At 73.4% G+C, this 23780-nt stretch carries 20 protein-coding genes and 1 pseudogene; 10 read left to right on the top strand and 11 right to left on the bottom strand.

The window, feature by feature from the left end; all coding sequences use genetic code 11:
• Window positions 1-2: 2 nt before the first annotated feature.
• From recA to CLV63_RS02335, 5 genes and pseudogenes are all read left to right on the top strand, one after another.
• A pseudogene (recA, locus tag CLV63_RS35205) lies at window positions 3-971 on the top strand (recombinase RecA); the annotation flags it as partial.
• 49 nt (window positions 972-1020) lie between these two features.
• Window positions 1021-1578 carry a regulatory protein RecX gene (locus CLV63_RS02350; RefSeq protein WP_211301101.1) on the top strand — a complete coding sequence of 186 codons (558 nt, stop codon included), beginning with the start codon at window positions 1021-1023 and terminating at the stop codon, window positions 1576-1578.
• Between the two features lie 443 nt (window positions 1579-2021).
• On the top strand, window positions 2022-3536 hold the full coding sequence (gene rny / locus CLV63_RS02345; protein ID WP_106581150.1) for a ribonuclease Y: 1515 nt from the start codon (window positions 2022-2024) through the stop codon (window positions 3534-3536).
• Window positions 3537-3600: 64 nt separating this feature from the next.
• Window positions 3601-3846, top strand: coding sequence for a hypothetical protein (locus CLV63_RS02340; RefSeq protein WP_106581149.1), 246 nt, complete (start codon window positions 3601-3603; stop codon window positions 3844-3846).
• Entirely contained in the window at window positions 3843-4274 is a 432-nt protein-coding gene (locus CLV63_RS02335) for a type II toxin-antitoxin system VapC family toxin (RefSeq protein WP_106581148.1), read from the top strand. The genes CLV63_RS02340 and CLV63_RS02335 overlap by 4 nt, the downstream gene beginning before the upstream one ends.
• Here the strand turns inward: CLV63_RS02335 and CLV63_RS02330 are convergent.
• The 5 genes from CLV63_RS02330 to CLV63_RS02310 form a co-directional block, all read right to left on the bottom strand.
• Complete coding sequence (locus CLV63_RS02330; protein WP_106581147.1) at window positions 4261-6234, bottom strand: S9 family peptidase; 1974 nt, start codon at window positions 6232-6234, stop codon at window positions 4261-4263. The genes CLV63_RS02335 and CLV63_RS02330 overlap by 14 nt on opposite strands.
• A 160-nt stretch (window positions 6235-6394) precedes the next feature.
• Window positions 6395-7510 (bottom strand): amino acid ABC transporter permease, encoded by a 1116-nt coding sequence (locus tag CLV63_RS02325; RefSeq protein WP_106581146.1) that lies wholly within the window; start codon window positions 7508-7510, stop codon window positions 6395-6397.
• Window positions 7507-8181: an amino acid ABC transporter permease gene (locus tag CLV63_RS02320; protein WP_106581145.1), complete on the bottom strand. Its 675-nt coding sequence runs from the start codon at window positions 8179-8181 to the stop codon at window positions 7507-7509. The genes CLV63_RS02325 and CLV63_RS02320 overlap by 4 nt, the downstream gene beginning before the upstream one ends.
• Window positions 8182-8354: 173 nt before the next feature.
• Window positions 8355-9194, bottom strand: a complete 840-nt coding sequence (locus CLV63_RS02315; protein ID WP_106581144.1) for a glutamate ABC transporter substrate-binding protein — start codon at window positions 9192-9194, stop codon at window positions 8355-8357.
• Window positions 9195-9257: 63 nt separating this feature from the next.
• Window positions 9258-10001, bottom strand: coding sequence for an amino acid ABC transporter ATP-binding protein (locus CLV63_RS02310; RefSeq protein WP_106581143.1), 744 nt, complete (start codon window positions 9999-10001; stop codon window positions 9258-9260).
• A gap of 257 nt (window positions 10002-10258) precedes the next feature.
• Between CLV63_RS02310 and miaB the strand changes: the two genes are divergently transcribed.
• The gene (gene miaB / locus CLV63_RS02305) at window positions 10259-11719 is read left to right on the top strand and encodes a tRNA (N6-isopentenyl adenosine(37)-C2)-methylthiotransferase MiaB (protein WP_106581142.1); all 1461 of its coding nucleotides are present in this window, start codon (window positions 10259-10261) and stop codon (window positions 11717-11719) included.
• A gap of 33 nt (window positions 11720-11752) precedes the next feature.
• On the opposite strand, the gene CLV63_RS02300 is transcribed toward miaB, so the two are convergent.
• Together CLV63_RS02300 and CLV63_RS34935 are read right to left on the bottom strand one after the other, a co-directional pair.
• Window positions 11753-13033, bottom strand: coding sequence for a cytochrome P450 family protein (locus tag CLV63_RS02300; protein ID WP_106581141.1), 1281 nt, complete (start codon window positions 13031-13033; stop codon window positions 11753-11755).
• 31 nt (window positions 13034-13064) lie between these two features.
• The gene (locus tag CLV63_RS34935) at window positions 13065-13835 is read right to left on the bottom strand and encodes a TetR/AcrR family transcriptional regulator (protein ID WP_211301100.1); all 771 of its coding nucleotides are present in this window, start codon (window positions 13833-13835) and stop codon (window positions 13065-13067) included.
• 187 nt (window positions 13836-14022) lie between these two features.
• On the opposite strand from CLV63_RS34935, the gene CLV63_RS02290 reads away from it, so the two are divergent.
• Window positions 14023-14739 (top strand): class III extradiol dioxygenase subunit B-like domain-containing protein, encoded by a 717-nt coding sequence (locus tag CLV63_RS02290; protein ID WP_106581140.1) that lies wholly within the window; start codon window positions 14023-14025, stop codon window positions 14737-14739.
• Here CLV63_RS02290 and miaA read toward each other — a convergent pair.
• A complete protein-coding gene (gene miaA / locus CLV63_RS02285) occupies window positions 14679-15611 on the bottom strand; it encodes a tRNA (adenosine(37)-N6)-dimethylallyltransferase MiaA (protein ID WP_106581139.1) in 933 nt (310 codons plus the stop codon). The genes CLV63_RS02290 and miaA overlap by 61 nt on opposite strands.
• A gap of 80 nt (window positions 15612-15691) precedes the next feature.
• On the opposite strand from miaA, the gene dapF reads away from it, so the two are divergent.
• The 3 genes from dapF (at window position 15692) to CLV63_RS02270 (ending at window position 19526) form a co-directional block, all read left to right on the top strand.
• Window positions 15692-16507, top strand: a complete 816-nt coding sequence (gene dapF / locus CLV63_RS02280; RefSeq protein ID WP_106581263.1) for a diaminopimelate epimerase — start codon at window positions 15692-15694, stop codon at window positions 16505-16507.
• Window positions 16508-16683: 176 nt separating this feature from the next.
• On the top strand, window positions 16684-17664 hold the full coding sequence (locus tag CLV63_RS02275; protein WP_106581138.1) for an ABC transporter permease: 981 nt from the start codon (window positions 16684-16686) through the stop codon (window positions 17662-17664).
• An 80-nt stretch (window positions 17665-17744) separates the two neighbouring features.
• Window positions 17745-19526, top strand: coding sequence for an ABC transporter family substrate-binding protein (locus CLV63_RS02270; protein WP_106581137.1), 1782 nt, complete (start codon window positions 17745-17747; stop codon window positions 19524-19526).
• A 20-nt stretch (window positions 19527-19546) separates the two neighbouring features.
• On the opposite strand, the gene CLV63_RS02265 is transcribed toward CLV63_RS02270, so the two are convergent.
• From CLV63_RS02265 to CLV63_RS02255, 3 genes are all read right to left on the bottom strand, one after another.
• A complete protein-coding gene (locus tag CLV63_RS02265; protein ID WP_106581136.1) occupies window positions 19547-20953 on the bottom strand; it encodes a (Fe-S)-binding protein in 1407 nt (468 codons plus the stop codon).
• 84 nt (window positions 20954-21037) lie between these two features.
• Window positions 21038-22282: an FAD-binding oxidoreductase gene (locus tag CLV63_RS02260; protein ID WP_106581135.1), complete on the bottom strand. Its 1245-nt coding sequence runs from the start codon at window positions 22280-22282 to the stop codon at window positions 21038-21040.
• Window positions 22283-23752 (bottom strand): FAD-linked oxidase C-terminal domain-containing protein, encoded by a 1470-nt coding sequence (locus CLV63_RS02255; protein ID WP_106581134.1) that lies wholly within the window; start codon window positions 23750-23752, stop codon window positions 22283-22285.
• Between the last annotated feature and the right edge of the window lie 28 nt (window positions 23753-23780).

Below are 23780 nucleotides of genomic sequence, written 5' to 3'. Positions count from 1 at the left end.
TCTCGCACAACACCACCGTCGCGCTGCATGCGGTGGCCAGTGCGCAGGCGGCCGGGGGGATCGCGGCGTTCGTCGACGCCGAGCACGCGCTCGACCCCGTCTACGCGGGGAAGATCGGGGTGAACACCGACGACCTGCTGCTCTCCCAACCCGATACCGGTGAGCAGGCCCTGGAGATCACCGACATGCTCATCCGCTCGGGTGCGGTCTCCATCATCGTCATCGACTCCGTGGCCGCCCTCGTGCCGCGCGCCGAGATCGAGGGCGAGATGGGCGACAGCCACGTCGGCCTCCAGGCCCGCCTGATGTCCCAGGCCCTCCGCAAGATCGCGGGCGCCCTCCACACCACCGGCACCACCGCGGTCTTCATCAACCAGCTCCGCGAGAAGGTCGGCGTCATGTTCGGATCACCAGAAACGACGACCGGCGGGAAGGCGTTGAAGTTCTATTCGTCGGTGCGGCTGGACGTCCGGCGGATCGAGACGCTGAAGGACGGCACCGACGCCGTCGCCAACCGCACGCGGGTGAAGGTGGTCAAGAACAAGGTGGCGCCGCCGTTCAAGCAGGCGGAGTTCGACATTGTCTACGGGGTCGGCATCAGCCGCGAGGGCGGGCTGATCGACATCGGGGTGGAGCAGGGCATCGTGCGCAAGTCCGGCGCCTGGTACACCTACGAGGGCACCCAGCTCGGGCAGGGCAAGGAGAACGCCCGGACCTTCCTGCGGGAGAACGTCGACCTCTCCAACGAGATCGAGAAGAAGATCAAGGAGAAGATGGGCGTGCCCATGAAGGGCGACGACTCCGCGGGCTCCACCGCCGGGTCCGGCACTCCCATGGCGAAGCCGACTCCGACCAAGAAGAGCGCCAAGGGCAGGGCGGCGGCTGCGGCCGCGGCACCCGCGCCCGATGAGCCCGCGCCGGCGCCGCAGGCCGCGGCGGCGCCCGCACCGGAGTCCGCGCCCGAGAAGTGATCGCGGTGCGGGCCCCGTGCGGGGCCCGCACCCCGTGAGGATGGACCCCATGTCGGACGGCGAACCGATCGACGCCGGTCCTCCGGCCGCCCAAGGGCGGTCGGGGGACGACCCCGAGGCCAAGGCGCGCGGAATCTGCCTGCGGCTGCTCACCATGGCCCCGCGCACGCGGGCGCAGCTGGCGCAGGCGCTGGACAAGCGCGACATCGCCCCCGAGGTCGCCGAGTCCGTACTGGGCCGGTTCAGCGAGGCCGGCATCATCGACGACGCCGCCTTCGCCGCGGCGTGGGTCGACTCCCGGCACGCCGGGCGCGGGCTGGGGCGGCGGGCGCTCGCCGCCGAGCTGCGTCGGCGCGGCGTCGCCGAGGACACCGTCCGCGACGCCGTCGAGGAGCTCGGCCCGGAGCAGGAGGAGGCCACCGCCCGGCGGCTGGCGCGCCGCAAGCTCGACGCCACCCGCGGCAAGGAGCCCGCGACCCGGATCCGGCGGGCCATGGGCGTGCTCGCGCGCAAGGGGTACTCCGCCGGGTTGGCGCACCGCCTGGTGCGCGAGGAGATCGAGGCCGAGGGGCTCGACATCGAGATCCCGGCGCCCGACCCCGAGTAGCGTCCCGAGGCCGTCGGCCGAGTGGCCGTGCCCCGGCCTCCGGCCGGGCCACGCGGCACAGGTGCGCGACGGTCCACTGTTGTGCGGCGGCGGCCCTGCCCCTCGTGCCCCGGTAGGTCTGCGCGGCCGCCGCGCGACGACGGCGTGCGCGGATCCACCGGCGGCACCCACCGCTCGCCGCTTCGGGCGGACCCCCATGCGCGGGCCGGGCCGCCCGCGTCCGAACCGGGCTCCGGCCGTGCCGCCGCGAGGGGAAGGCGGCGGGTGCCCGCGAGGCATCAATTCGTCACGCGGAGGGTAGCCCTACCACAAGCGGAGCGGCACGCATTGGTGTGCGCAGGCCGGTGGGTCCCCGCGGCACGCAGGTTCGTCGCCCGGACGCCCGGCGCGGTCGGCGCGTGCCACCCGGCGGGCGGCGATCGCGGGTTCGGGGGGAAGAGGCCATGAACGAGCTCGGCCTGGTCGCGGCGCTCATTCTGGCGCTCGCGGTATGCGCGGTGGCAGGTGCGGCGGCGGTGTTGGCGTGGCGCCGGTCCGCGGCCGCGTCGGAGCGCGGCGCCGAGGCGGCCCGCCGCGACGCCGAGCGCATCCGGTCCGCGGCCGAGGAGCACGCGTCGCGGACCCTGCGCGACGCCGAGCGGCGGCTCGCCGCGCGCGACGACGAGGTGGAGCGCCGCGAGGCGCGGGTCGCCGAGCGCGAGCGGCGGCTCGACGCCGACGCCCGCCGTTCGGAGGCGGAGCGTGCGCGGGCCGACTCCCGGAGCGCGGAGCTCGCCGAGTGGGAGGCGCGCCTTTCGGGCGTGGCGGACGAGCGGCGGGCGGTGCTGGAGTCGGCGGCGTCGTTGACGGCGGCGGACGCCCGCCGCGAGCTGGTCGCCGCGGTCGAGGAGCAGGCCAAGCGCGAGGCGGCGCTGCTCGTCCGCGACCTGGAGCGCGAGGCCCGCGCCGAGGGTGAGGAGCGGGCCCGCCGCATCATCACGCTCGCCGTCCAGCGGTTGGCGAGCGCGCAGACCTCGGAGTCGGTGGTGTCGGTGGTGCAGCTGCCGAACGACGAGATGAAGGGCCGCATCATCGGCCGCGAGGGCCGCAACATCCGGGCGTTCGAGATGGCCACGGGCGTCGACCTGATCGTCGATGACACACCGGGGGCGGTGCTGCTGTCGTGTTTTGATCCGGTGCGCCGCGAGGTCGGCCGGATCGCCCTGGAGAAGCTGGTGCTCGACGGCCGGATCCAGCCGCAGCGCATCGAGGAGTTCCACGAGTCCGCCCGGGCGGAGGTCGACCGGACGTGCGTGCGCGCGGGCGAGGACGCCCTGGTCGAGACCGGTGTCACCGACATGCACCCGGAGCTGCTGACGCTGCTCGGCCGGTTGCGGTTCCGTACGTCCTATGGCCAGAACGTGCTCGCGCACCTGGTGGAGTCGGCGCACCTGGCCGGGATGATGGCCAGTGAGCTGGGCGTGGAACCGGGGCTGGTGAAGCGCTGCGCGCTGCTGCACGACATCGGGAAGGCGCTGACCCATGAGGTGGCGGGCAGCCACGCGCTGATCGGCGCGGAGATCGCCCGGCGCTACGGGGAGTCCGACGACGTGGTGCACGCCATCGAGGCGCACCACAACGAGGTGGAGGTCCGCACGGTCGAGGCGGTCCTCACCCAGGCCGCCGATGCCATCAGCGGGGGGCGGCCGGGCGCGCGGCGGGAGTCGTTGGACGCCTACGTCGAGCGCTTGCAGCGCCTTGAGCGGATCGCCCTGGACCACCGGGGCGTCCGCAAGGTGTTCGCCATGCAGGCGGGCCGGGAGGTGCGGGTGATGGTGGAACCCGACACTGTGGACGACGTGCAGGCGCAGGTCATCGCGCGCGACATCGCCAAGCGGGTCGAGGAGGAGCTGACCTACCCTGGGCGGATCCGTATCACGGTCATCCGCGAGTCGAGGGCGACGGAGACCGCGAGGTAGGGGACCCTGCTGATTCTTCCGGTTTTTCACGGCGACGACGGTGACGCCGCGCTAGCGTGTTTCCATGCAACAAGACCATCTTGAGGATGTGCTCGGAGCTGAGCGCTACGAGCGTGTGGTCACTCTCGCGAACGAGCGTCACGTCACCGTTGACGACATTGTTCGCGAGGCGATCGACCGCGGTCTGCCCGCCTCGGCGTCCCGGCGGAGGGCAGCGGCCGAGGCCATTCTCGCGGCTGAGCCGATGCCGGTAGGTAGCGTCGATGAGCTGCTCGAAGAGTTGGACCGGTCGAGGGGGCGCTGGGCGTGATCGTCCTCGACACCACCGTGCTCGTCTTCGCTGTAGGGACCGAGCATCCTCTGCGCTCGCCGTGCCGCCGACTGATCGAAGCCGTCATGAACGACCGCATCGAAGCGACCACGACGGTCGAGGTCATCCAGGAGTTCGCGCACATCCGGTCGAAGCGCCGATCTCGCGCAGATGCTGCGGTACATGCCGCCAACTATCTCGACATGCTCTCACCGCTCCTCATGGTGGAGGAGGGTGTGCTCCGCGCCGGGCTGAGTGTTTTCGCCGGGCATGAACGCTTGGGCTCGTTCGACTCGGTGCTCGCCGCTGCCGCGCGCTCGAACGGCGCAGCGGCACTGGTCTCCGCTGACCGGGCGTTCTCCACCTGCACCGATGTCGCCCACGTGTTCCCTGATGACGCCGGGGTTAAGGGGCTCATCGGAGCGTGACGGTCTCGCCGAGGTCGTCGGCGGGGGTGAAGCCGAAGGTCTCGGCGTAGAACGCGAGTTCGGCTTCGAGGGCGCGGCGGCGGGCCTCGGCCGAGCGGAGGCCGTGGCCTTCGCCGGGGAACTCGATGTAGGCGTGCGGGGTGCCGCGCTGTTTGAGTTCGTCGACCAGGGCGGTGGCCTGGCTCGGGGGGACGACGGGGTCGTCGGCGCCCTGGAGCACCAGGACGGGGGCCGTGATGTCGGCGGCGCGCACGACGGGGGAGCGTTCGCGGTAGGCGGCGCGGTACCCCGGCAGGGTGCCGATGAGCGTGTCGAGGACGTGCGACTCGTAGTCGTGGCTGGCCTCGGCGAGCGCGAGCAGGTCGGTGACCCCGCACAGGGACACGCCGCAGGCGAAGGTGTCGCCGGTGAGGGCGAGGAGGGTGGTCAGGCCGCCGGCGCTGCCGCCGCGGACGGCGATGCGGCGGGGGTCGGCGGTGCCGTCGTCGATGAGGGCGCGGGCGGCGGCCGTGACGTCCTCGACGTCGATGACGCCCCACTGCCGGTGGAGGCGTTCGCGGTGGGAGCGCCCGTAGCCGGTGGACCCGCCGTAGTTGACGTCGAGGACGCCGATTCCGCGGCTGGTGAAGTAGGCGCGTTCGAGGTGCAGCGCTGTCGTCGCGCGGCTGACGGGGCCGCCGTGGACCCACACCACGTAGGGCGCCGGGCCGCCGGGGTCGGCGTCGGGGTGGGTCGGCGGGTGGACGATCGCGGGGACGGTGCCGCCGAACCGCCCGGGCAGTGTGACGGTACGCGGTTCGGGCAGGTAGCCGGGCGGCGGCGGGGTGTCGGCCGCCTCGCGGAGGATCTCGGTGCGGCCGGTGCCGGGGTGGACGCGGAGCAGGCGCTGCGGGGTGTCGGCCGCGGCGGCGACGCCGATGACGTGCTCGCCGTCGGTGGTGATGGTCTCCCAGGTGGCGGCGGCGGGGCCGAGGGGGGTGAGTTCCGCGGTGCGCGGGTCGTAGCGGGACAGCGCGCGGTCGGCGTGGCCGTGCAGCGCGGCGACGGCGCCGTCGGCGAGGACGCAGTAGGAGCGGCTGCCGAGGGTGCCGCCGCCGTCGCTGAACTCCTCTTCGGCGGGGTAGAGCGCCATGGCGGGGCCGGTGAGCCCGATCTCGTACAGGTTCCACCAGCCGGGCCAGTCGGAGACGAAGTAGAGGGCGTCGGTGTCGCGCCAGGCGGGGGTGAGGACGGACTCGGTGGCGCCGCCCTTGAGGGTGTAGGCCGACTCGACGGGCCCGGCGTCGGTAAGGGTGCCGACGCGGAGTTCGGTGCCGTCCCAGGGCATGCGCGGGTGGTTCCAGGAGACCCAGGCGAGGCGGCCGCCGTCGGGCGAGGGGGCGGGGGACGCGTAGAAGTCGGCGCCGGTGACGAGTTCGCGTACCGCCTCGGGGTTCTCGGCGGCGCGCCCCGAGAGGGGGACGGAGACGATGGCGCGGCCGACGCCGCCGTCGCCGTCGTGGCTTTCGCGGACGCAGATGACGTGCTTGGTGTCGGGGGAGAGCACGGGGTCGGCGTAGCGAAGCGCGCCGGGGGCCGCGGGTTCCGGTGTGAGGGGCCGCGGCTCCGCGGATGAGCGTTCGAGCAGGTAGAGCCGTTGATCGGCGAAGTCGGTGAAGACGATGCCGTTGCGGGCGATGGCCTTGTCGTCGCGCCGGGGGACGGGCAGGTAGGAGCGCCCGCCGTATTCGTGGACGCGGGTGCGGGCGTCCCACGGGGCGGGGAGGAGTTCGGCGGTGGTGCCGTCGGGGTCGCGGCGCATGACCGTGGTGCGGCCGTCCTCACCGGGGCGGGCCTCCTGCCACCACACCTCGCCCCCGATGGCGGCGGGGAAGCCGAGCCGGCGTTCGCCGCCTGCGACCTCGGCCGCCCGGATCGGCGACGGCCAGGCGCCGTGGGGTGCGGTGCGGGAATCGGTCATGAGGGGAGCCTTGGCGGGTGTGGGCGTCGAGGGGGCACGGTCGACCTTAGTAGGATTCGCGCCCTTGTTACGAGGGTGGGAGGCGGCCGTGGCGATGTTGTGACAACACGCCGGGCCGGTCTCGCGCGTACGTGCGCGAGACCGGCCCGGTGCGCGGGCCTCAGCCGCGGTCGGCGGGGCCGGTGCCCGGCTCGTCCGGGCCCTCGGCTCCGTCGCCGGGTTCGCCGGGTCCGTCGTCCGGTTCGCCGCGCAGCGTGGGTTCCGGTGTGGTCCCTGCCGGAGCAGCGGTCGCGGCGGGGGCCGCGCCGGGCTCGCCGGCGGCGCCCAGGGCGCCGACGGAGGCGGGGTCCATCCCGGGGGCGCCGACGACCGTGGCCGACGCCTTGCCGCGCCGCGCGTTGCGGCGTTCGAGCCAGATGGCGAACCGGCTCAGCGCCATGTTGATGGCGATGTAGATGGCGGCGCAGACGATCGCCGCCGGGATGATGTTGTTGTGTTCGGTGCTGATGAACCGGAAGTTCCGCAGCAGCTCCGGGTAGGCCACGATGTAGCCGAGCGCGGTGTCCTTCAGCAGCACCACGAGCTGGGCGACGATGGCCGGCATCATGCTGGCGACCGCCTGCGGGAGCAGGATCAACGTCATGACCTGCGTTTTTCCCATGCCCAGGGAGTAGGCGGCCTCCGACTGCCCCTTCGGTACGGCCTGGATCCCGGCGCGGAACACCTCGGCGAGTACGGAGCCGTTGTAGAGGGTGAGTCCGACCACGACGGCGGTCAGCGTGTCGACGGTGATGTCGACGTCGGCGAGGCCGATGGCCGCCAGGGCGGGGACCGCCTCGGCGAGCTGGGCGAGGACCAGGGGGAACGCCACGGTGAAGAAGATCAGCATGAGGAGCGGGATGCCGCGGAAGAACTCCACCACGACGGCGCACGGCCAGCTGATCCACTTGTGGTCCGACATCCGGCCGACACCGAACAGCATGCCGAACACGACGGCGGCGACCGCGGCCTGCCCGGCGGCCATGAGGGTGTTGATCAGGCCGGGGATGATGTAGTGCTGCCATGAGGCGGCGGTGAACAGCGGGGTCCACTTCTGCGCGGTCCACTCGCCCTCGGGGTTGAACGGCCGCATGGTGGAGCCGTTGAGGACGTAGCCGACGTAGCCGAGTAGCGCCACCAGGACCAGCAGGGTCACCACGGTGTAGACGCGGTGCCGCGCGCGGGCGCGGGGCCCGGGCACGTCGAACAGGAGCATCTGCGCCTGACCTGCGCTCATCGTGCCACCGCCATTCGCCGGGCCAGCCAACTGAAGAAGAAGCCCATGGGCAGGGTGAGGACGAGGAATCCGATGGCGAATCCGATGAACGTCGGGATGACCGGTGCGATGCCCTTGTCGAACATCTGCTTCATCTGGGCGGACGCCTCGATGACGCCGAGACCGGCCGCGGATGCGATGGTCGTGTTCTTGGTGAGGGCGATGAGGACGCTGCCGAGCGGGCCGATGACGGCGCGCAGCGCCTGCGGCAGCAGGATGAGCTGGAGGTTCTGGCCGAACGTCAGGCCGATGGAGCGTGCCGCCTCGATCTGGCCGAGCGGGATGGTGTTGATGCCGGAGCGCAGCGACTCGGACACGAAGCACGCGGTGTAGGCCGACAGTCCGATGACCGCGAACCAGAAGACGTCCCACTCGACGTTCTCGGTGAACGTGAAGCCCAGCGCGCTGCTGAGGCCGAGGCCGCAGAACAGCAGGACGAGGGTGAGGGGAGTGTTGCGGACGGTCTCGACGTAGGTGGTCGCGATCCCCCGCATCAGCGGTACGGGGGAGACCCGCATCGCGGTGAGGACCAGGCCGAGCAGGAACGAGCCCAGGGCGCTGAGCAGGGTGAGGCGCACGGTCCAGGAGAAACCGTTGATGACGAGATCGAAGTTGGCGAAGAAGGCTTCCATGGCACCTAGCCGGTCGGGGAGTGTTTCTCGGCTGCGTCGGGGTCAGCGGGCGGCGTCGGGGTGCCTGCGCCGCGGGGCGCGCGGCGGGGACGCCGGGCCGTCGGGGTCCTGGCGGCGCGGCCGAGCCCGCCGGCGGCGGGCGGGCGGCCCGCCGCCGGCGACGCGACTACCGCTTACTCGCAGCCGTCGAGTTCGGGCTGCTTCTTGTCGTACTCCAGACCGGCCGGGCCGAAGTGCTTCTCCAGCATCTTCTCGGCTTCGCCGCTCTCCCACATCTTGGTGATGGCCTCGTCGATCTTCTCGCACTTGTCGCTGTTCTTCGGCAGGCCGACGCCGTAGCGCTCCTCCTGGAACGGGTTGTTCAGCAGCCGGAACTTGCCCTCCTGCTGGGCGGAGAACCCGGCGAGGATGGTGTTGTCGGTGGTGACGGCGTCGATGGTGCCGTCGTCGAGGAGCTGCATGCACTCGGAGTAGTTGCCGGCCTTGCGGGTCTGCGCGTCGATCTTGAGGGTCTCGGTGATGGTGTCGGCGGAGCGGGACCCGGCCGCGGCGCAGAGGGTCTTGCCCTTCATGTCCTCGGGCTTCTTGCTGTCCTTGTCCTCGGCGGGGACGAGGATGTCCTGCTGGGCGACGTAGTAGGGCCCGGCGAAGGAGACGACCTGCTTGCGCTCGTCGGTGATCGAGTAGGTGGCGAGGACCATGTCGACGGTCTTCTGCTGGAGGAAGCCCTCGCGGTTGTCCGAGATGGTCTCCTTCCACTCGATCTGGTTCTCCTCGTAGCCGAGCTCCTTGGCGACGTATTTGGCGACGTCGACGTCGAAGCCCTCGGGCTTGCCCTCTTTTTCGAGGCCGAGGCCGGGCTGGTCGTACTTGGTGCCGATGACGAGCTTGTCTCCGTCGCCGCCACCGCCGCCTGAGTCGCCTCCGCTCCCGGCGGGTGCGCCGCAGGCGGTCACCGCAAGCGCCAACGCGGCTGCTCCGGCGAGGGCGGATCCAATGCGATGAGCTCGCATGTCGGTTACCTCTTCTTCTTGTTGCGTCGGGTGCCGGGGGTCAAGAGAGTGCTGCGGGGTGGGTCAGTGGCTCAGGATCTTCGAGAGGAAGTCCTTTGCGCGCTGCTTCTGCGGGTTGGTGAAGAACTCGTCGGGGGTGGCCTCCTCGACGATCTCGCCGTCGGCCATGAACACGACGCGGTGCGCCGCGCGCCGCGCGAACCCCATTTCGTGGGTGACCACGACCATGGTCATGCCCTCGGTGGCGAGGTCGATCATGACGTCGAGGACCTCTTGCACCATCTCGGGGTCGAGGGCGGAGGTGGGCTCGTCGAACATGAGCACTTTGGGGTTCATCGCCAGTGCGCGGGCGATGGCGACCCGCTGCTGCTGCCCGCCGGACAGTTGGGCGGGGTACTTGTTCGCCTGGTCGGCGATTTGAACGCGGTCGAGCAGTTCCATGCCGCGCTTCTCGGCCTCGGCCCTGCCCTTCTTGAGGACCTTGATGGGGCCGAGGGTGACGTTCTGGAGCACGGTCTTGTGCGAGAAGAGGTTGAAGGACTGGAACACCATGCCGACGTCGCTGCGCAGCTTGGCGAGACCGCGCCCCTCGGCGGGCAGCTCCTTGCCGTCCAGCATGATGCGGCCGTTGTCGATGGTCTCCAGCCGGTTGATCGTGCGGCACAGCGTCGACTTGCCGGACCCCGACGGGCCGATCACGACGACGACCTCGCCGCTCTGCACGGAGAGTTGGATGTCCTTGAGCACGTGAAGCTGGCCAAAGTGCTTGTTCACGTCCTCAAGTACGACAAGAGGAGTTGCGGTCATGTGCCGGAAACTAGCCTTAACGGTGCGTGCTTGTCACCACAGTTGGCGGTGTCCGGCCAGGGAGTGGCTGACTTGTTACGGCTGAATCGGTACAAACGTTATGGAATGCGAAGATTAGGGCGCTGTTTTGCGCAGTGATGTGCGCAGGCCCTAATGTGGGACCTTTTGCCAGCTCCGGGCGGTCGGCGCGGCTCCCGTTCGGGTGGGGCGCGGCCAGCCCCTAGCATGGAGCGGTGAGCCACAGTCCCAGCTACGAAGTGCGGACCTACGGCTGCCAGATGAACGTCCACGACTCCGAGCGCCTGTCGGGCCTGCTGGAGGACGCGGGGTACCACCGGGCAGCCGAGGACGCAACGCCCGACGTCGTCGTCTTCAACACCTGCGCCGTGCGCGAGAACGCCGACAACCGCCTCTACGGCAACCTCGGCCGCCTGCGCCCGGTGAAGGACGCCAACCCCGGCATGCGGATCGCCGTGGGCGGCTGCCTGGCGCAGAAGGACCGCGGCGAGATCGTGCGCCGCGCACCGTGGGTCGACGTCGTGTTCGGCACCCACAACATCCACACGCTGCCCGCCCTGCTGGAGCGCGCCAGGGTGCACGACGAGGCGCAGGTCGAGATCGAGGAGTCGCTGGCGACCTTCCCCTCGACCCTGCCCACGCGGCGCGAGTCCGCCTACGCGGCGTGGGTCGCGATCTCGGTCGGCTGCAACAACACCTGCACGTTCTGCATCGTCCCCGCGCTGCGCGGCAAGGAGAAGGACCGCAGGCCGGGCGACATCCTCGGCGAGGTGCGCGCGCTGGTCGCCGAGGGCGCCATCGAGGTCACCCTGCTCGGGCAGAACGTCAACGCCTACGGCAGCGAGTTCGGCGACCGCCGGGCGTTCTCCAAGCTGCTGCGCGCCTGCGGCGAGGTCGAGGGCCTGGAGCGGGTGCGGTTCACGTCGCCGCATCCGCGCGACTTCACCGACGACGTCATCGCCGCCATGGCCGAGACCCCCAACGTCATGCCGCAGCTGCACATGCCGCTGCAATCGGGGTCGAGCCGGGTCCTCAAGGCCATGCGCCGCTCCTACCGCCAGGAGCGGTTCCTCGGCATCGTCGAGAAGGTGCGCGCGGCGATGCCCGACGCCGCCATCACGACCGACATCATCGTCGGCTTCCCCGGCGAGTCCGAGGCGGACTTCGAGGAGACCCTGAAGGTGGTGCGCGAGGCGCGGTTCGCCCAGGCGTTCACCTTCCAGTACTCCAAGCGCCCCGGCACACCGGCCGCCGACATGGACGGCCAGCTTCCCAAGGAGGTGGTCCAGGAGCGCTACGAGCGCCTCGTGGAACTACAGGACTCCGTGTCGTGGGCCGAGAACACCGCGCTCGTCGGCACCGAGGTCGAGGTGCTGGTCGCCGAGGGCGAGGGCCGCAAGGACGAAGCGCGGCGCCGCCTCTCGGGCCGCGCACCCGACAACCGGCTCGTGCACTTCGACGTCGAGGGCGCCGAAGGGCTGCGCCCGGGCGACCTCGCCCGGGTCGGGATCACCTACGCCGCACCGCACCACCTGGTCGCCGACTCCGGTGTGCTCGGTGTCCGCCGCACCCGCGCGGGCGACGCGTGGGCGGCCCGCAACGGCGCCGCCCCCGAGCCGCCGGGCGTACTGCTGGGCATGCCCACGGTAGGCGCCCCCGCGCCGCAGCCCGCGGGCGCGGCCGGCGGCTGCGGCGCCTGACCCGAACGTGCGCGGGCCCGCCGCCGTCCGCTGTCAGAGCCTCACGGGCAGCGCTTCGAGCCGCCATGATCCCGGGAGCGCGGCGCGCCGCAGCTCCTCCGGCGCGACCGCGAGGCGCAGGTCGGGGAAGCGCCGCAGCAGCGCGCCGAACGCCACCTCGGCCTCCTGGCGCGCTAGCGCGGCGCCGAGGCAGTAGTGGGCGCCGTGGCTGAACCCGACGTGGGGTTCGCCGCGCCCGGCGGGGGTGCGGGTGAGGTCGAGCCGGTCGGGGTCGGGGAACTGCCGGGGGTCGCGGTTGGCGGCGACGAGCACGGTCTGCACCGCGTCGCCCTTGGCGAAGGGCATTCCGTCGAGGTCGAGGTCCTCGGCCGCGTAGCGCACCCGGGTGATCTGCACCGGCCCGCACCAGCGCATCAGCTCGTGGACCGCCTGGGGCAGCAGCCCGGGGTCGCCGCGCAGCAGCGCGCGCTGGTCGGGGTGCGTGAGCAGTGCCTCGGTGCCGTTGCCGATGAGGTGCGCGGTGGTCTCGTGTCCGGCGACGACCAGGGTGAGGATCATGGACACCAGTTCGGTGTCGGTGAGCCGGTCGCCGTCGTCGTCATGGGTGCGGATGAGCCCCGACAGCAGGTCGTCGGTGGGATCGGCGCGCCGGCGCCGGATGAGGTCGTGGATGTGGTCGACCATGTCCCGCAGTGTCGTGCCGAACCGCCCGGGGTGCAGCGCCACCAGCTCCCGGCCCCATTCGCGCCACTGCGGGCGGTCGGCCTCGGGGATGCCGACGAGTTCGCAGATGACGGCGATGGGCAGCGGGTAGGTGAAGTGCTCGATGAGGTCCACCGCGCCGTCCTCGGCGTGGTCGGGCAGCGCGTCGAGGAGGTCCGCGGTGATCTGCTCGACCCGCGGCCGCAGCTCGGCGATTCGGCGGACGGTGAACGTGCGCGAGACGAGCTTGCGCAGTCGGGTGTGGTCGGGCGGGTCGGTGTCGAGGATGGTGCCCGCGAAGTACGCGGCGAGCTCGGGCGCGACGCCCAGCATCTCGAACAGCCTGTCGCGGGAGTTGTCGGTGTCGATACCGGGGACAGACGCGGCGTGGTTGACGAACCGGGTGTCGCCGAGCACGGCGCGGACGTCGTCGAAGCGGGTGACGATCCACAGCGGGCTGCCGTCGAGGTACCGGCCGCGGACGGCGCGCCCCTGTTCGCGGATGCGCCCGTAGCCGGTGAACGGGTCGGCGGCCAGTGCGGGGTCGGCGATGTTGGGCTCGTCGGGGTGCTCGCCGACGTGCTGCTGGAGCGGGGTGGCGGACTGGGTCATCGCTGGCCTTCCTTTGGTGGGACGCCGGGCGCTACCGGCGGAGCTGGCGGGTGATCTCCTCTTGGCACAGCGCCTCAAGGCGCTCGTACACGGCGATGACGGCGGGCGCGGTCGACTCGGCACCGGAGCCGGTCTCCAGCGCGGCGCGCACGGTGTGGGCGAGCGCGTCGGCGCCGGCGAGGACGCCGGGGGCCGCCGGGGGGTCGAGCGGGGAGGGGTCGCCGGCGCCGGGTTCGGGGGCGAGGGGGGTGTCCAGCGTGTGCATGGTCACGAAGCCGAGCGCGGTGGCGAGGTAGCTGTAGGTCTGCGTGCGCAGCGGCAGGTCGGTGCGCAGGGCGCCGGCGTCGCGCAGGAGCCGGAAGTGCTCCTCCAGCCCGCGCGCGCCCTCCTCGCTGAAGGAGCGGAGTTCGCGGGCGCTGACCTCGCCGAGGCGGCCCAGGGTCTCGCTGTCGCCCAGGTACATGGCCCGTGCGACGGGGTCGGCGCCGAGTTCGAGGTACATGGAGCGCAGCATCCGGCTGGGCAGGACCTCGCGCGGGTCGGCGCGCATGCGCCGCACGTAGGTCGCGAACGAGGAGGACTTCGCGCGCAGCAGGACGACGAGGAACAGCGCCTCCTTGGTCTTCCAGTGCAGGTAGACGGTGCCCTTGCCGACACCGGCGCGGCGCGCCACCTCGTCGATGGTGACCCTGCGGTAGCCCCAGGCCACCAGGAGCTCCGCCGCGGCGTCGAGGATGCGCCGGGCGCGTTCGGCGCGCTCGGTGTCGGCGGTCTCCTCGGGGGTGGTCGTGGGCAGGGTCACGGGTGCTCCTCGTCCGGTTCGCCGGGGGCGCGGCCGCCGGATCGTGCGGCCGCCCGGCTCGACTGCGGTCTGACTGTGTGACCGAATTTCAAATCTGGTCACGAGGTCAAGCTTAGGCCAGTGCGGCGCGCCGGACAAGGGGATCGCGCGTCAATAAGGCGTCATGACCGGCCGGTAGCATCGGCGTGTGCTGATCGCCGCTGCCGTGTGCCCGCAACCGCCGATCCTCGTCCCGCAGGTCGCCGGGGCCGCGGCCGCCGAACTCGACCCGCTGCGCGCCGCCTGCGACGAGGCGGTCGGCCGCCTGGTCGCGGCGCGGCCCGACATCGTCGTCGTCATCGGCGCGGGTCCGCGCACCGCGGACCACCCGGCCGCGGCGGCCGGCAGCCTCGCCGCCTACGGCGTCGACCTCTCCGTCGGCCCGGGCCCCGCCGTCCTCCCGCTCTCCTTGACCCTGGGGCGGTGGCTGGCCGAGCGGTCCGGCGCCGCCCCGGCCGGGTTCACCGAGATCGCCGCCGACGCCGCACCCGAGGAGTGCCTGCGCAGCGGCGCCGCGCTCGCCGCCTCGGCCCCCAGGGTCGCCGCGCTGGTCATGGGCGACGGCAGCGCCCGGCGCGACGAGTCGTCACCGGGGCGCTTCGACGAGCGCGCCGCGGGCTACGACGCCGCGGTCGCCGACGCGCTCGGTACGGCCGACGTGTCGGCGCTGGCTGCGCTGCGCCCCGACCTCGCCGACGCCCTGCTGGTCGGCGGGCGCGCCGCGTGGCAGGTCCTCGCCGGAGCGGCGAAGGACGCCGCGCCGACCGGGCGGCTGCTCGCCGCCGAGGCGCCCTACGGCGTGGGCTACTTCGTCGCGCTGTGGTCCGCTGACTCCGCGCCGGAACGGGCGAGCCGCTCGGCCTGACCGGCGAGGTCGGGCGCGTCGTAGGCGAGCCAGTGCACGCGGGGGTCGCGGCGGAACCACGACTCCTGGCGGCGGGCGAAGCGGCGGGTGGCCCGCACGGTCTCGTCCTTCGCGGTGTCCTCGTCGTACTCCCCGGCGAGGAACCGCAGCACCTGGGCGTAGCCGAGCGCGCGCGAGGCGGTGCGGCCCTCGCGCAGCCCCCGCTCCGCCAGCGCGCGCACCTCGGCGACGAACCCGTCGCGCCACATGCGGTCGACCCGCGCGGCGATGCGGTCGTCGAGTTCGGGGCGGGGTACGCCGAGCCCGATCTGCACGCCCGGGTAGTGGGACTCGTGGCCCGGTAGGGTTGCGGTGAACGGGCGCCCGGTGATCTCGATGACCTCCAGGGCGCGCACGACCCGCCGCGCGTTGCCCGGCAGGATCGCCGCCGCCGCGGCGGGGTCGGACCGGGCCAGCCGGGCGTGCAGCCCGGCGGCGCCCACCACGGGCAGTTCGGCCTCCAGTCGGGCGCGCACCTCGGGGTCGGTGCCGGGGAACTCCAGATGGTCGATCGCCGCCCGGATGTATAGCCCCGACCCGCCGACCAGGATCGGCGCGCGTCCCGCCGCCAGCAGGCGGTCGATGTGCGCACGCGCGTCGCGCTGGTAGCCGGCGGCGTTGGCGGGCTCGGTGACGTCGAGGACGTCGAGCAGGTGGTGCGGCACCCCCCGCCGCTCCGCGGCGGTGATCTTGGCCGTTCCGATGTCCATGCCCCGGTACAGCTGCATGGAGTCGGCGTTGACGACCTCGCCGCCGAGGCGCAGCGCGAGTTCCACGCCGAGGTCGGACTTTCCCGAGGCGGTCGCTCCGACGACCGCGATGACACCACTCACCCCACCAGTGTGTCAGCGCCGGCGGGGACCTGGTCCGTGCAGGCCACCGCGCCGGCGGAACACGTCCTAGGATGAGCGTCATGCGATTCGCCAAGGGCCACGGAACCGAGAACGACTTCGTGATCCTGCCCGACCCCGATGGGGCGCTCGACCTCACCCCCGCGCTGGTCCGGTGGTTGTGCGACCGCCGGGCGGGCATCGGCGGCGACGGCGTCCTGCGGGTGGTGCGCACCGAGGCGCTCGGCGCGCCCCTCCCCGAGTCCGCGCGCTCGGCGGCGGCCTGCGCCTGGTTCATGGACTACCGCAACGCCGACGGCAGCGTCGCCGAGATGTGCGGCAACGGCGTGCGGGTGTTCGCCCGCTACCTGATCGACTCCGGGCTCGCCGAAGGTCCCGTGATCGACATCGGCACCCGCGCCGGGGCGCGCCGGGCCACCGTCGGGGCCGACGGCGACGTCGCGGTCGCCATGGGCGAGGTCCGCACCCTCGGCAAGGGCGGCGCCGTACTCGCAGGGGAGGACCTCCGCGGCGCGCGCATCTCGGTGGGCAACCCGCACCTCGCCGTGGCGGTGGACCGCCCGGTGGCGGAGTTCGACCTCCGAGACGCCCCGCTGCTCGACCCCGCGCAGTACCCCGAGGGCGCGAACCTGGAGCTGTTCCGCGAGGTCGAACCGGGCGTGCTGGAGATGCGCGTGTACGAGCGGGGGTCCGGCGAGACCCGCTCATGCGGCACCGGCATCGTCGCCGCGGCCGCGGCCGCGGCGGCCGCCGGGGGAGGAGGGTCGGCCTGGACGGTGCGGGTCCCCGGCGGCACGTGCGCGGTCACCCTCGACCCCGGCGGCGGCGCGCTGCTGCGCGGCCCGGCGGTGATCGTCGCCGAAGGCGAGACCCGCTAGGAGGGGACGCGGGTCCGGAATGATCCACCGAACACGGCCCGGCGCTCGTGTGGCCGGATCCGGCGAATCGCCGCGCGAAGGCCCCCTTCGGTGATGGGATTCCGGACGGCCCCGTCCGGCGCGCGATCCGCGGTCGCCGGGCGGGCCACGACGACGGACGGGCGAGGGGGCTCCGGGTGGCGCGGTTCCTGGTACGCAGGCTGGCGGGGCACGCCGTCCTGGTACTGGTCGCGTCGAGCCTCGCCTACCTGCTCGCCGCGGCGGTGCTCGACCCCCGAGGCAACTACGAGGGGCGGCAGCCGCCCCCGCCGCCGGAGGTCGTGGACGCCGTCCTCACCGAGTCCAACCTGAACGACGACGCCCCCCTGGCGCAGCGCTACGCGGTGTGGGCCTCCGGTGTCCTGTGCGGCGACCTCGGCCGGACCTGGGACGGGCGGGAGGTCGGCGCGGAGATGGCCCGGCGTGTGGGGGTGAACCTGCGGCTGATGTCCATCGGCCTGGTCGCGGGCAGCGTGGCGGGCGTCGCGCTGGGCGCCTGGGCGGGGCTGCGCCGCGGCCGGGGGGCCGACCGGCTGCTGACGCTGTGGTCGTACACGGTGATCTCGGTGCCGACCGTCGTGCTCGCCGCCGCCCTCCAGGCGTGCGCGCTGTGGCTGAACAGCGCGGCAGGGGCCGACCTGCTGCGCGCCACCGGCGAGTACACCCCGGGGCTCGACGCGGGCATGTGGGGTTCCGCCGCCGACCGCGCCCGGCACCTGCTGCTGCCGTCGCTGGCGCTGGCGCTGCCGCAGATCGCCGTGCACAGCCGCTACCAGCGGGAGCTGATCGCCGAGGCGGCGGGCGCCGACTTCGTCCGGACCGCCCGCGCCAAAGGGCTGACGCTGCGCGCCGCGCTGCGCCGCCACGCGCTGCGCACCACACTGGGGCCGTCGGTCACCCTGTTCGGCTACTCGTTCGCCGCCCTGTTCACCGGGACGGTGTTCGTGGAGCAGGTGTTCGGCTGGCACGGGGTCGGCGGCCTGCTCATCGACGCGATCGCGGAAGGGGACGTCAACGTCGTGGCGGCCGTGTGCACCTTCGGCGCGCTGTGCGTGTCGGTGGCGGGGCTCCTCGCGGACACGGCGCGCGGCCTGCTGGACCCGCGTGTCCGGACCTGACCCGCGCGGTGGAAATGGCCACCAAATGTCCCATTGCCTTTCTTCTGTCGAAAAGGGAGGATCCCGTTACTCTTGGGGCCATGCCGACACTCGGGGGACGACCCGTGACAGGGCGGGTGGTGCGCCGAAGCAGGGAGCACCGCTCCCGCCGCCGCGCCGGCCGCGCGGGAGGGCAGGGTCTCCGCTGCACCGCGGCGGTGGCGCTGCTGCTCGCGGTCGTCCTCACCGCCTGCCAGTCCTCCAGCGGCAATGCGCAGGACAAGAAGCTGCCGGCCGCCTCGGTCAACCAGGTCGACCCCGCCACCCTCGCCGACGGCGGCACCCTGCGCTGGGGCATCAACGAGCTGCCGGCCCAGTGGAACCCGCACCACGCCAACGGCAACCTCGCCACTGTGCAGACGGTCATGGGGGCGCTGCTGCCCAGCCCGTGGCGCACCGGCAGCGACGCCGACAGCGCACCCGACCCCGACTACGTCGAGGACGTCGACGTCCGCACCGACCCCCGCCAGGTCGTCACCCTCCGGCTCAACCCCAAGGCCCGGTGGTCCAACGGCGACCCCATCACCTGGCGCGACTACGCCGCCATGGCCGAGGCCCTGTCCGGCCGCGACCCCGAGTTCCAGGTCGCGGGCCAGACCGGCTACGACCGGATCTCGTCGGTGCGCGCCGGCCGCGACCGGTTCGAGGTCGTCGTCGCCTTCTCCAAGCCCTTCGCCGACTACGCGTCGCTGTTCCGGCTGCTGCTGCCCGCCGCCTACACCGAGGACGCGGAGCGCTTCAACTCCGGCTACCTCGACCGGATCCCCGTGACCGCCGGGCCCTTCGGCTCGGCGAAGTTCGACCGCACCGCGAAGTCCATCGCGGTCGCGCGCTCCGCCGACTGGTGGGGCGACCGGGCCCGCCTCGACCGCATCGTGTTCCGCGCCATGGCGCCCGAAGCGCTGGAGGCCGCGTTCCTCGACGGCGGGGTCGACCTCGCCCCGCTGCCGGTCGACTCCGCGGCGGCGAAGCGCGTCGACAAGGCCGCCGACGGCGAGGTCCGCGCCGCCCGGGCCCCCGACTTCCGGCACCTCACCCTGAACGGTGAGAGCCCCCTGCTCTCCGACGTCGACGTCCGGCACGCGGTGTTCCTCGGGGTGAACCGCCGGGCCGTCGCCGAGTCGGCGTTCAGCGGCCTCGACTGGCGGCCCGAACCCACCGACCACCACTTCCTGCTGCCCGGCCAGGACGGCTACACCGACAACAGCGGGAAATGGGGCGCCTACGACCCCGAGAAGGCCCGCGAGGTGCTGGAGGGCGCCGGGTGGCGGGCCGCCGGCGACGGCGAGCCGCGCCGCAAGGGCGGCAAGGAGCTGCGGCTGCGGTTCACGATCCCCCAGGGGTTCGCGCCCGCGCAGTCCGAGGCGGAGCTCGTGCAGTCGATGCTCGCCGAGATCGGGGTGGCGGTGCGGATCGACAGCGTGCCGCGCGACGCCCTGTTCGCCGACCACATCCTCCCCGGCGACTACGACATGGTGGCGCTGGTCAGCAACGGGTCCGGGTTCCCCGTCTCGCAGTTCCTCCAGCAGTGGTCGACCCCTCTCAAGGCGGAGAACGGCGACGAGCAGTGGCGCGCCAACGTCGGCCGCATCGGCTCGCCGGCGATCGACGCGGCCATGGACGAGGCGCTGGGCAGCCTCGACCCCGAGGCCGCCCTCGCCAGCATCAACGACGCCGACCGCCTGCTGTGGGACACCGGGCACACGCTCCCGCTGTACCAGCGCCCCGAGCTCGTCGCGACCCGCACCGGCCTCGCCAACGTCGGCGCGCCCGGCTTCGCCGACATCGACTACGCCGCCATCGGCTACCCGCGCGGCGGCTGAGCGCCCCGCCACCTGCCCCGCTACGCCTCCAGGAGCGCCGCCGGGCCCAGGCCGCGGATGGACGCGTCGAGGACCTGCGCGGTGTGCGCGACCGCGATGGAGCCGCCCTCGCGTTCGAGGGCCGCGGCGATCTGCAATGAGCACCCGGGGTTGCCCGCGACCAGCAGCCGGGCGTCCGTCGACGCGACGTCGGCGGCCTTCCTGCCGCCCAACTCCCGTGCCGCCTGCGGCTGGAGGATGTTGTAGACCCCCGCCGACCCGCAGCAGATGTCGGCGTTGGGCAGGTCGGCGAGGTCCAGTTCGGGGATGGCCTTGAGGAGGTCTCGCGGCTGCGCGGTGATCCCCTGGCCGTGGGACAGGTGGCAGGCGTCGTGGTAGGCGGCCCGCAGCGGCAGCGGGTGGCGCTCGGCGCGCGGCCCGATCCCGGTGAGGAACTCCGTGAGGTCGACCGTCGCCGCGGCGAGCGCATCGGCGCGCGCCCGCCACCCGGCCCCCGCACCGTCCTCGGCGAGGACCTGCGCGTACTGCTTCATCGTGCTGCCGCACCCGGCGGAGTTCACGACGACGGCGTCGACCCCGGCGCGCTCGAAGGTCTCGATGGTCGCGCGGGCGAAGCGCGCCGCCTCGGGGGCGCGCCCGGCGTGCGCGGAGAGCGCCCCGCAGCAGCCCTGGGACGGGGGGATGACGACGTCGGCCCCCTCGCTCGCCAGCACTCGCGCGGTGGCGTTGTTGACCTGCGGGAAGAACGCCCCTTGGACGCAGCCGGTGAGCATGCCGACGACGGCCCGCCGCCTGCCGCGGGCCGGGACCCGCTCGGGGAGCGGGGCGGCCGTGCGCAGCGGGGGAGCGACGCGCTCCATCGTCGCCAGCGACGGCGCGACCCGGTCGAGCACCCCCGAGCGGCGGACCAGCGACGACAGGCCGCTGCGCTGGTAGGCGCGCAGCGGGCCGCGCATCAGGTCCAGGCGGCGCCGGTAGGGGAACAGCGCGAAGATCGCGGCGCGCAGCGCGCGCTCGCCGCGGCCGCGCGGCTTCTCCCGTTCGACCCGCGCGCGCGTGGTCTCGATGAGGGAGTCGTAGCGCACGCCGGACGGGCACGACGTGACGCAGGCCAGGCAGCCCAGGCAGGCGTCGAAGTGCTGGACGGCCGCGGCGCTGAGCACGTCCTCGTCGGCGTGCTGCGCCATGAGGTGGATCCGGCCGCGGGGGGAGTCCATCTCCTCGCCCCACAGCACGTACGTCGGGCAGGAGGGCAGGCAGAAGCCGCAGTGCACGCAGTCGTTCAGCAGGTCGTCGAAGGAGCGGTGCGCGGTGCCCTCGGCGTCCCCCTCGCCCGGGGCAGGCAGCGGCGTGCCGACCTCCCCGGAGGCGACATGGGCCAGGCCGCCGTCGTGGGGCCGCCCGGTTGCGTCGGTCCGGTGGTCCATGGGTTCACTCCGCCTCACGCGTCGGGGTCGTGGTGACACTGCTGCCGCGCCCGGCCGGCCCTGGGCCCGCCGGGCCGCGCCCGCTCACAGCCCGCCCGCGAAGCGGCCGGGGGACAACCGGTGGTCGGGGTCGCAGCCGGACTTCACCGCGCGCATGAGCGCAAGGCCGGGGACCTCGCCCCACACCTCCAGGCCGGCGGCGTGCAGGTCGGGGTGTGCCCTGCGGACCGTCGCCGACCCGGCCGCCATGCCGTCGCGGAGCAGCAGGAGCAGGCGCTGCACGGCGTCGGGCGCCGTGCCGGCCGGCACGGCTGCGTACAGCACGCCGCAGCCCGCGGAGCCCTTGACCGCGACGGACGCCCCCGCTGCGGCACCGGCATCGTGCAGCCGCGCCGCGGTCGGCAGCACCTCGGCGAGGGGGACCGCGAACTCCAGCAGGGTGTCGTCGGGGCCACCGGGGGGCCGCGCCCAGTCGGCGGGGACGGCGTCCTCGGTCTTCGCGCCGTCCAGGACCGCGGCGACGGCGTCGGCGCGCTCGGCGACGCCCTGACCGGTGCCTTCGAGGAGGACCCGCAGCGACAGCGGGCCGCCGCCGGGCCAGTCGAGCTCGACCGCCGTCGGCATGACCTGGGACCGCCGGAGGGCCGCCGCCCACGCGCCGACGGCGCCCGGATCGTCGGACTCGGCGCGCACCACGCGCAGCGCGGGCGGGACCGGGTGCAGCCGGAACGTCACCGACGCGATGAGGCCCAGCGTGCCCAGCGCCCCGGCCTGCACCTTCGCGAGGTCGTAGCCCGCGACGTTCTTCACGACCCTGCCGCCCGAGGACGCCGCCACCCCGTCGTGGCCGAGCACCGTCATGCCGATGACCAGGTCGCGGACCGGGCCGTGCTGCATGCGGCGCGGACCGGACACGCCCGTGGCGACCACGCCGCCGACCGTCGACCCGGGCACCACCTCGTCGACGGACAGCCGCTGCCCGGCGTCGGCCAGCACCCGGCGCAGCTCGGCGAACGGCGTGCCGGCCCCGGCGCGCACCACCAGGTCGCCGGCCGCGTGGTCGATGCCCGACAACGCGGCGGTGTCGATGATGAGGTCGCAGCTCCGCGGCGGCGCACCCCAGTCGATCTTGGTGCCGTTGCCGCGCGGCAGCACCGACAGTCGCAGCCGGGCGGCCTCGCCCAGCAGCGCCGACGCCGCCGCGGCGTCGGCCGGGGCCGCGACGAGGCGGGCGGCGGTGCCGGCCGCGGTGTCGGCCGCGGTCGCCGCGCGCACGGGGGCGTGGGCCGCCAGGGCGGCCTGCTCGGTCGACTCGGACGGGTACGCCATCTAGAACAGCTCCGCTTCTCCCGATGCCACCAGTGGGTGGACGCCCTTGCGCGCGCCCGGGCGTTCGCCGCAGAGCCGGGGCGTCGGCAGCAGCTTCTCCGGGTTGGCGATGCCCTGCGGGTCGAACGCGCGGCGGAACCGGTCCATCGCCGCGAGGTCGTCGGGCCCGAACATGTCGGGCATGTGGCACACCTTGTCGACACCGACCCCGTGCTCGCCGGTGATGGACCCCCCGGCCTCGATGCACAGGTCGAGGATTGCCGCGGACACCGCCTCGGCGCGGTCGCCCGCGCCGGGCTCGGCGTCGTCGAACAGCACCAGCGGGTGCAGGTTGCCGTCGCCGGCGTGGAAGACGTTGGCGACGCGGATGCCCGACTCGGCGGACAGCGCGGCGATGCGCCCGAGGACCTCGCCGAGTGCGGTGCGCGGCACGACGCCGTCCTGGACGATGTAGGCCGGGCTGATCCGGCCGACGGCGGCGAACGCCGACTTGCGGCCCTTCCAGATGGTGGTGCGTTCGGCGGGGTCGTCGGCCGAACGCAGCTCGAACGCCCCTTCGTCCCGGCACAACCGGGTGACCTGCTCGAACTGGGAGTCGACCTCGGCCGCCGGGCCGTCGAGCTCCACGATGAGCACCGCCCCGGCGCCCTCGGGGTAGCGGCAGGCGACCGCTGCCTCGGCGGCCTCGATGGCGAGGGCGTCCATCATCTCGATGGCGGCGGGCAGCACCCCCGCGCCGATGACCGCCGACACCGCCCGGCCCCCCGCGTCCATGCCGTCGAACGCGGCGAGCAGGGTCCGCACCTTCTGGGGGGAGCGCAGCAGCCGCACCGTGATGCGGGTGGCGATCCCCAGGGTGCCCTCGGAGCCGATGAACGCGCCGATGAGGTCGTAGCCGGGCGCGTCGGCGGCCTTGCCGCCGAGCTCCACGAGCTCGCCCTGGGGGGTGACGATCTGCAAGCCGGTGACGTGGTTGACGGTGAACCCGTACTTGAGGCAGTGGGCGCCGCCGGAGTTCTCGGCGATGTTCCCGCCCACCGAGCACACCTGCTGGCTTGAGGGGTCGGGCGCGTAGTAGTAGCCGTGGGGCGCAGCGGCGCGGGTGACGTCCAGGTTGAAGACGCCGGGTTCGACGACGGCCCGTTCGTTGGGGATGTCGATCTCGATGATGCGGCGCATGCGCGAGGTGACGATGAGGACGCCGTCGGCGCGCGGCAGCGCGCCCGCCGACAGGCCGGTGCCGGAGCCGCGGGGTACGAACGGCACACCGTGCTCCGCGCACAGCCGGACCACGCCGGCCACCTGCTCGGGCGTGGTGGGCAGCACCACGACGCCGGGCAGTTCGGCGTGGTAGGTGATGCCGTCGCTCTCGTAGGTGCGGCGCTGCGCGGTGTCGGTGAGGACGCCGTCGTCGCCGCAGATGGCGCGCAGGTCGGGGACCAGCGCGTGGAGGGTGTCCGACTGCGACATTGGGGCTTCGCCTTCCCCGTTGCTGGTG

The organism is Murinocardiopsis flavida (assembly GCF_003014485.1).
Taxonomy (GTDB): Bacteria; Actinomycetota; Actinomycetes; order Streptosporangiales; family Streptosporangiaceae; genus Murinocardiopsis; species Murinocardiopsis flavida.
This window is presented reverse-complemented; position numbering and strand designations above follow the sequence as displayed.

Excerpts from the sequence above, each read along its gene's own strand:
- CLV63_RS02340 (WP_106581149.1), top strand. The coding sequence starts at position 3,601 with ATGCAACAAGACCATCTTGAGGATGTGCTCGGAGCTGAGCGCTACGAG.
- CLV63_RS02265 (WP_106581136.1), bottom strand. The coding sequence starts at position 20,953 with ATGGACCACCGGACCGACGCAACCGGGCGGCCCCACGACGGCGGCCTG.
- CLV63_RS02315 (WP_106581144.1), bottom strand. The coding sequence starts at position 9,194 with ATGCGAGCTCATCGCATTGGATCCGCCCTCGCCGGAGCAGCCGCGTTG.
- CLV63_RS02270 (WP_106581137.1), top strand. The coding sequence starts at position 17,745 with ATGCCGACACTCGGGGGACGACCCGTGACAGGGCGGGTGGTGCGCCGA.
- CLV63_RS02330 (WP_106581147.1), bottom strand. The coding sequence starts at position 6,234 with ATGACCGATTCCCGCACCGCACCCCACGGCGCCTGGCCGTCGCCGATC.
- CLV63_RS02300 (WP_106581141.1), bottom strand. The coding sequence starts at position 13,033 with ATGACCCAGTCCGCCACCCCGCTCCAGCAGCACGTCGGCGAGCACCCC.
- rny (WP_106581150.1), top strand. The coding sequence starts at position 2,022 with ATGAACGAGCTCGGCCTGGTCGCGGCGCTCATTCTGGCGCTCGCGGTA.
- CLV63_RS02325 (WP_106581146.1), bottom strand. The coding sequence starts at position 7,510 with ATGAGCGCAGGTCAGGCGCAGATGCTCCTGTTCGACGTGCCCGGGCCC.
- CLV63_RS02260 (WP_106581135.1), bottom strand. The coding sequence starts at position 22,282 with ATGGCGTACCCGTCCGAGTCGACCGAGCAGGCCGCCCTGGCGGCCCAC.
- CLV63_RS02255 (WP_106581134.1), bottom strand. The coding sequence starts at position 23,752 with ATGTCGCAGTCGGACACCCTCCACGCGCTGGTCCCCGACCTGCGCGCC.
- CLV63_RS02310 (WP_106581143.1), bottom strand. The coding sequence starts at position 10,001 with ATGACCGCAACTCCTCTTGTCGTACTTGAGGACGTGAACAAGCACTTT.
- dapF (WP_106581263.1), top strand. The coding sequence starts at position 15,692 with ATGCGATTCGCCAAGGGCCACGGAACCGAGAACGACTTCGTGATCCTG.
- CLV63_RS02320 (WP_106581145.1), bottom strand. The coding sequence starts at position 8,181 with ATGGAAGCCTTCTTCGCCAACTTCGATCTCGTCATCAACGGTTTCTCC.
- CLV63_RS02350 (WP_211301101.1), top strand. The coding sequence starts at position 1,021 with ATGTCGGACGGCGAACCGATCGACGCCGGTCCTCCGGCCGCCCAAGGG.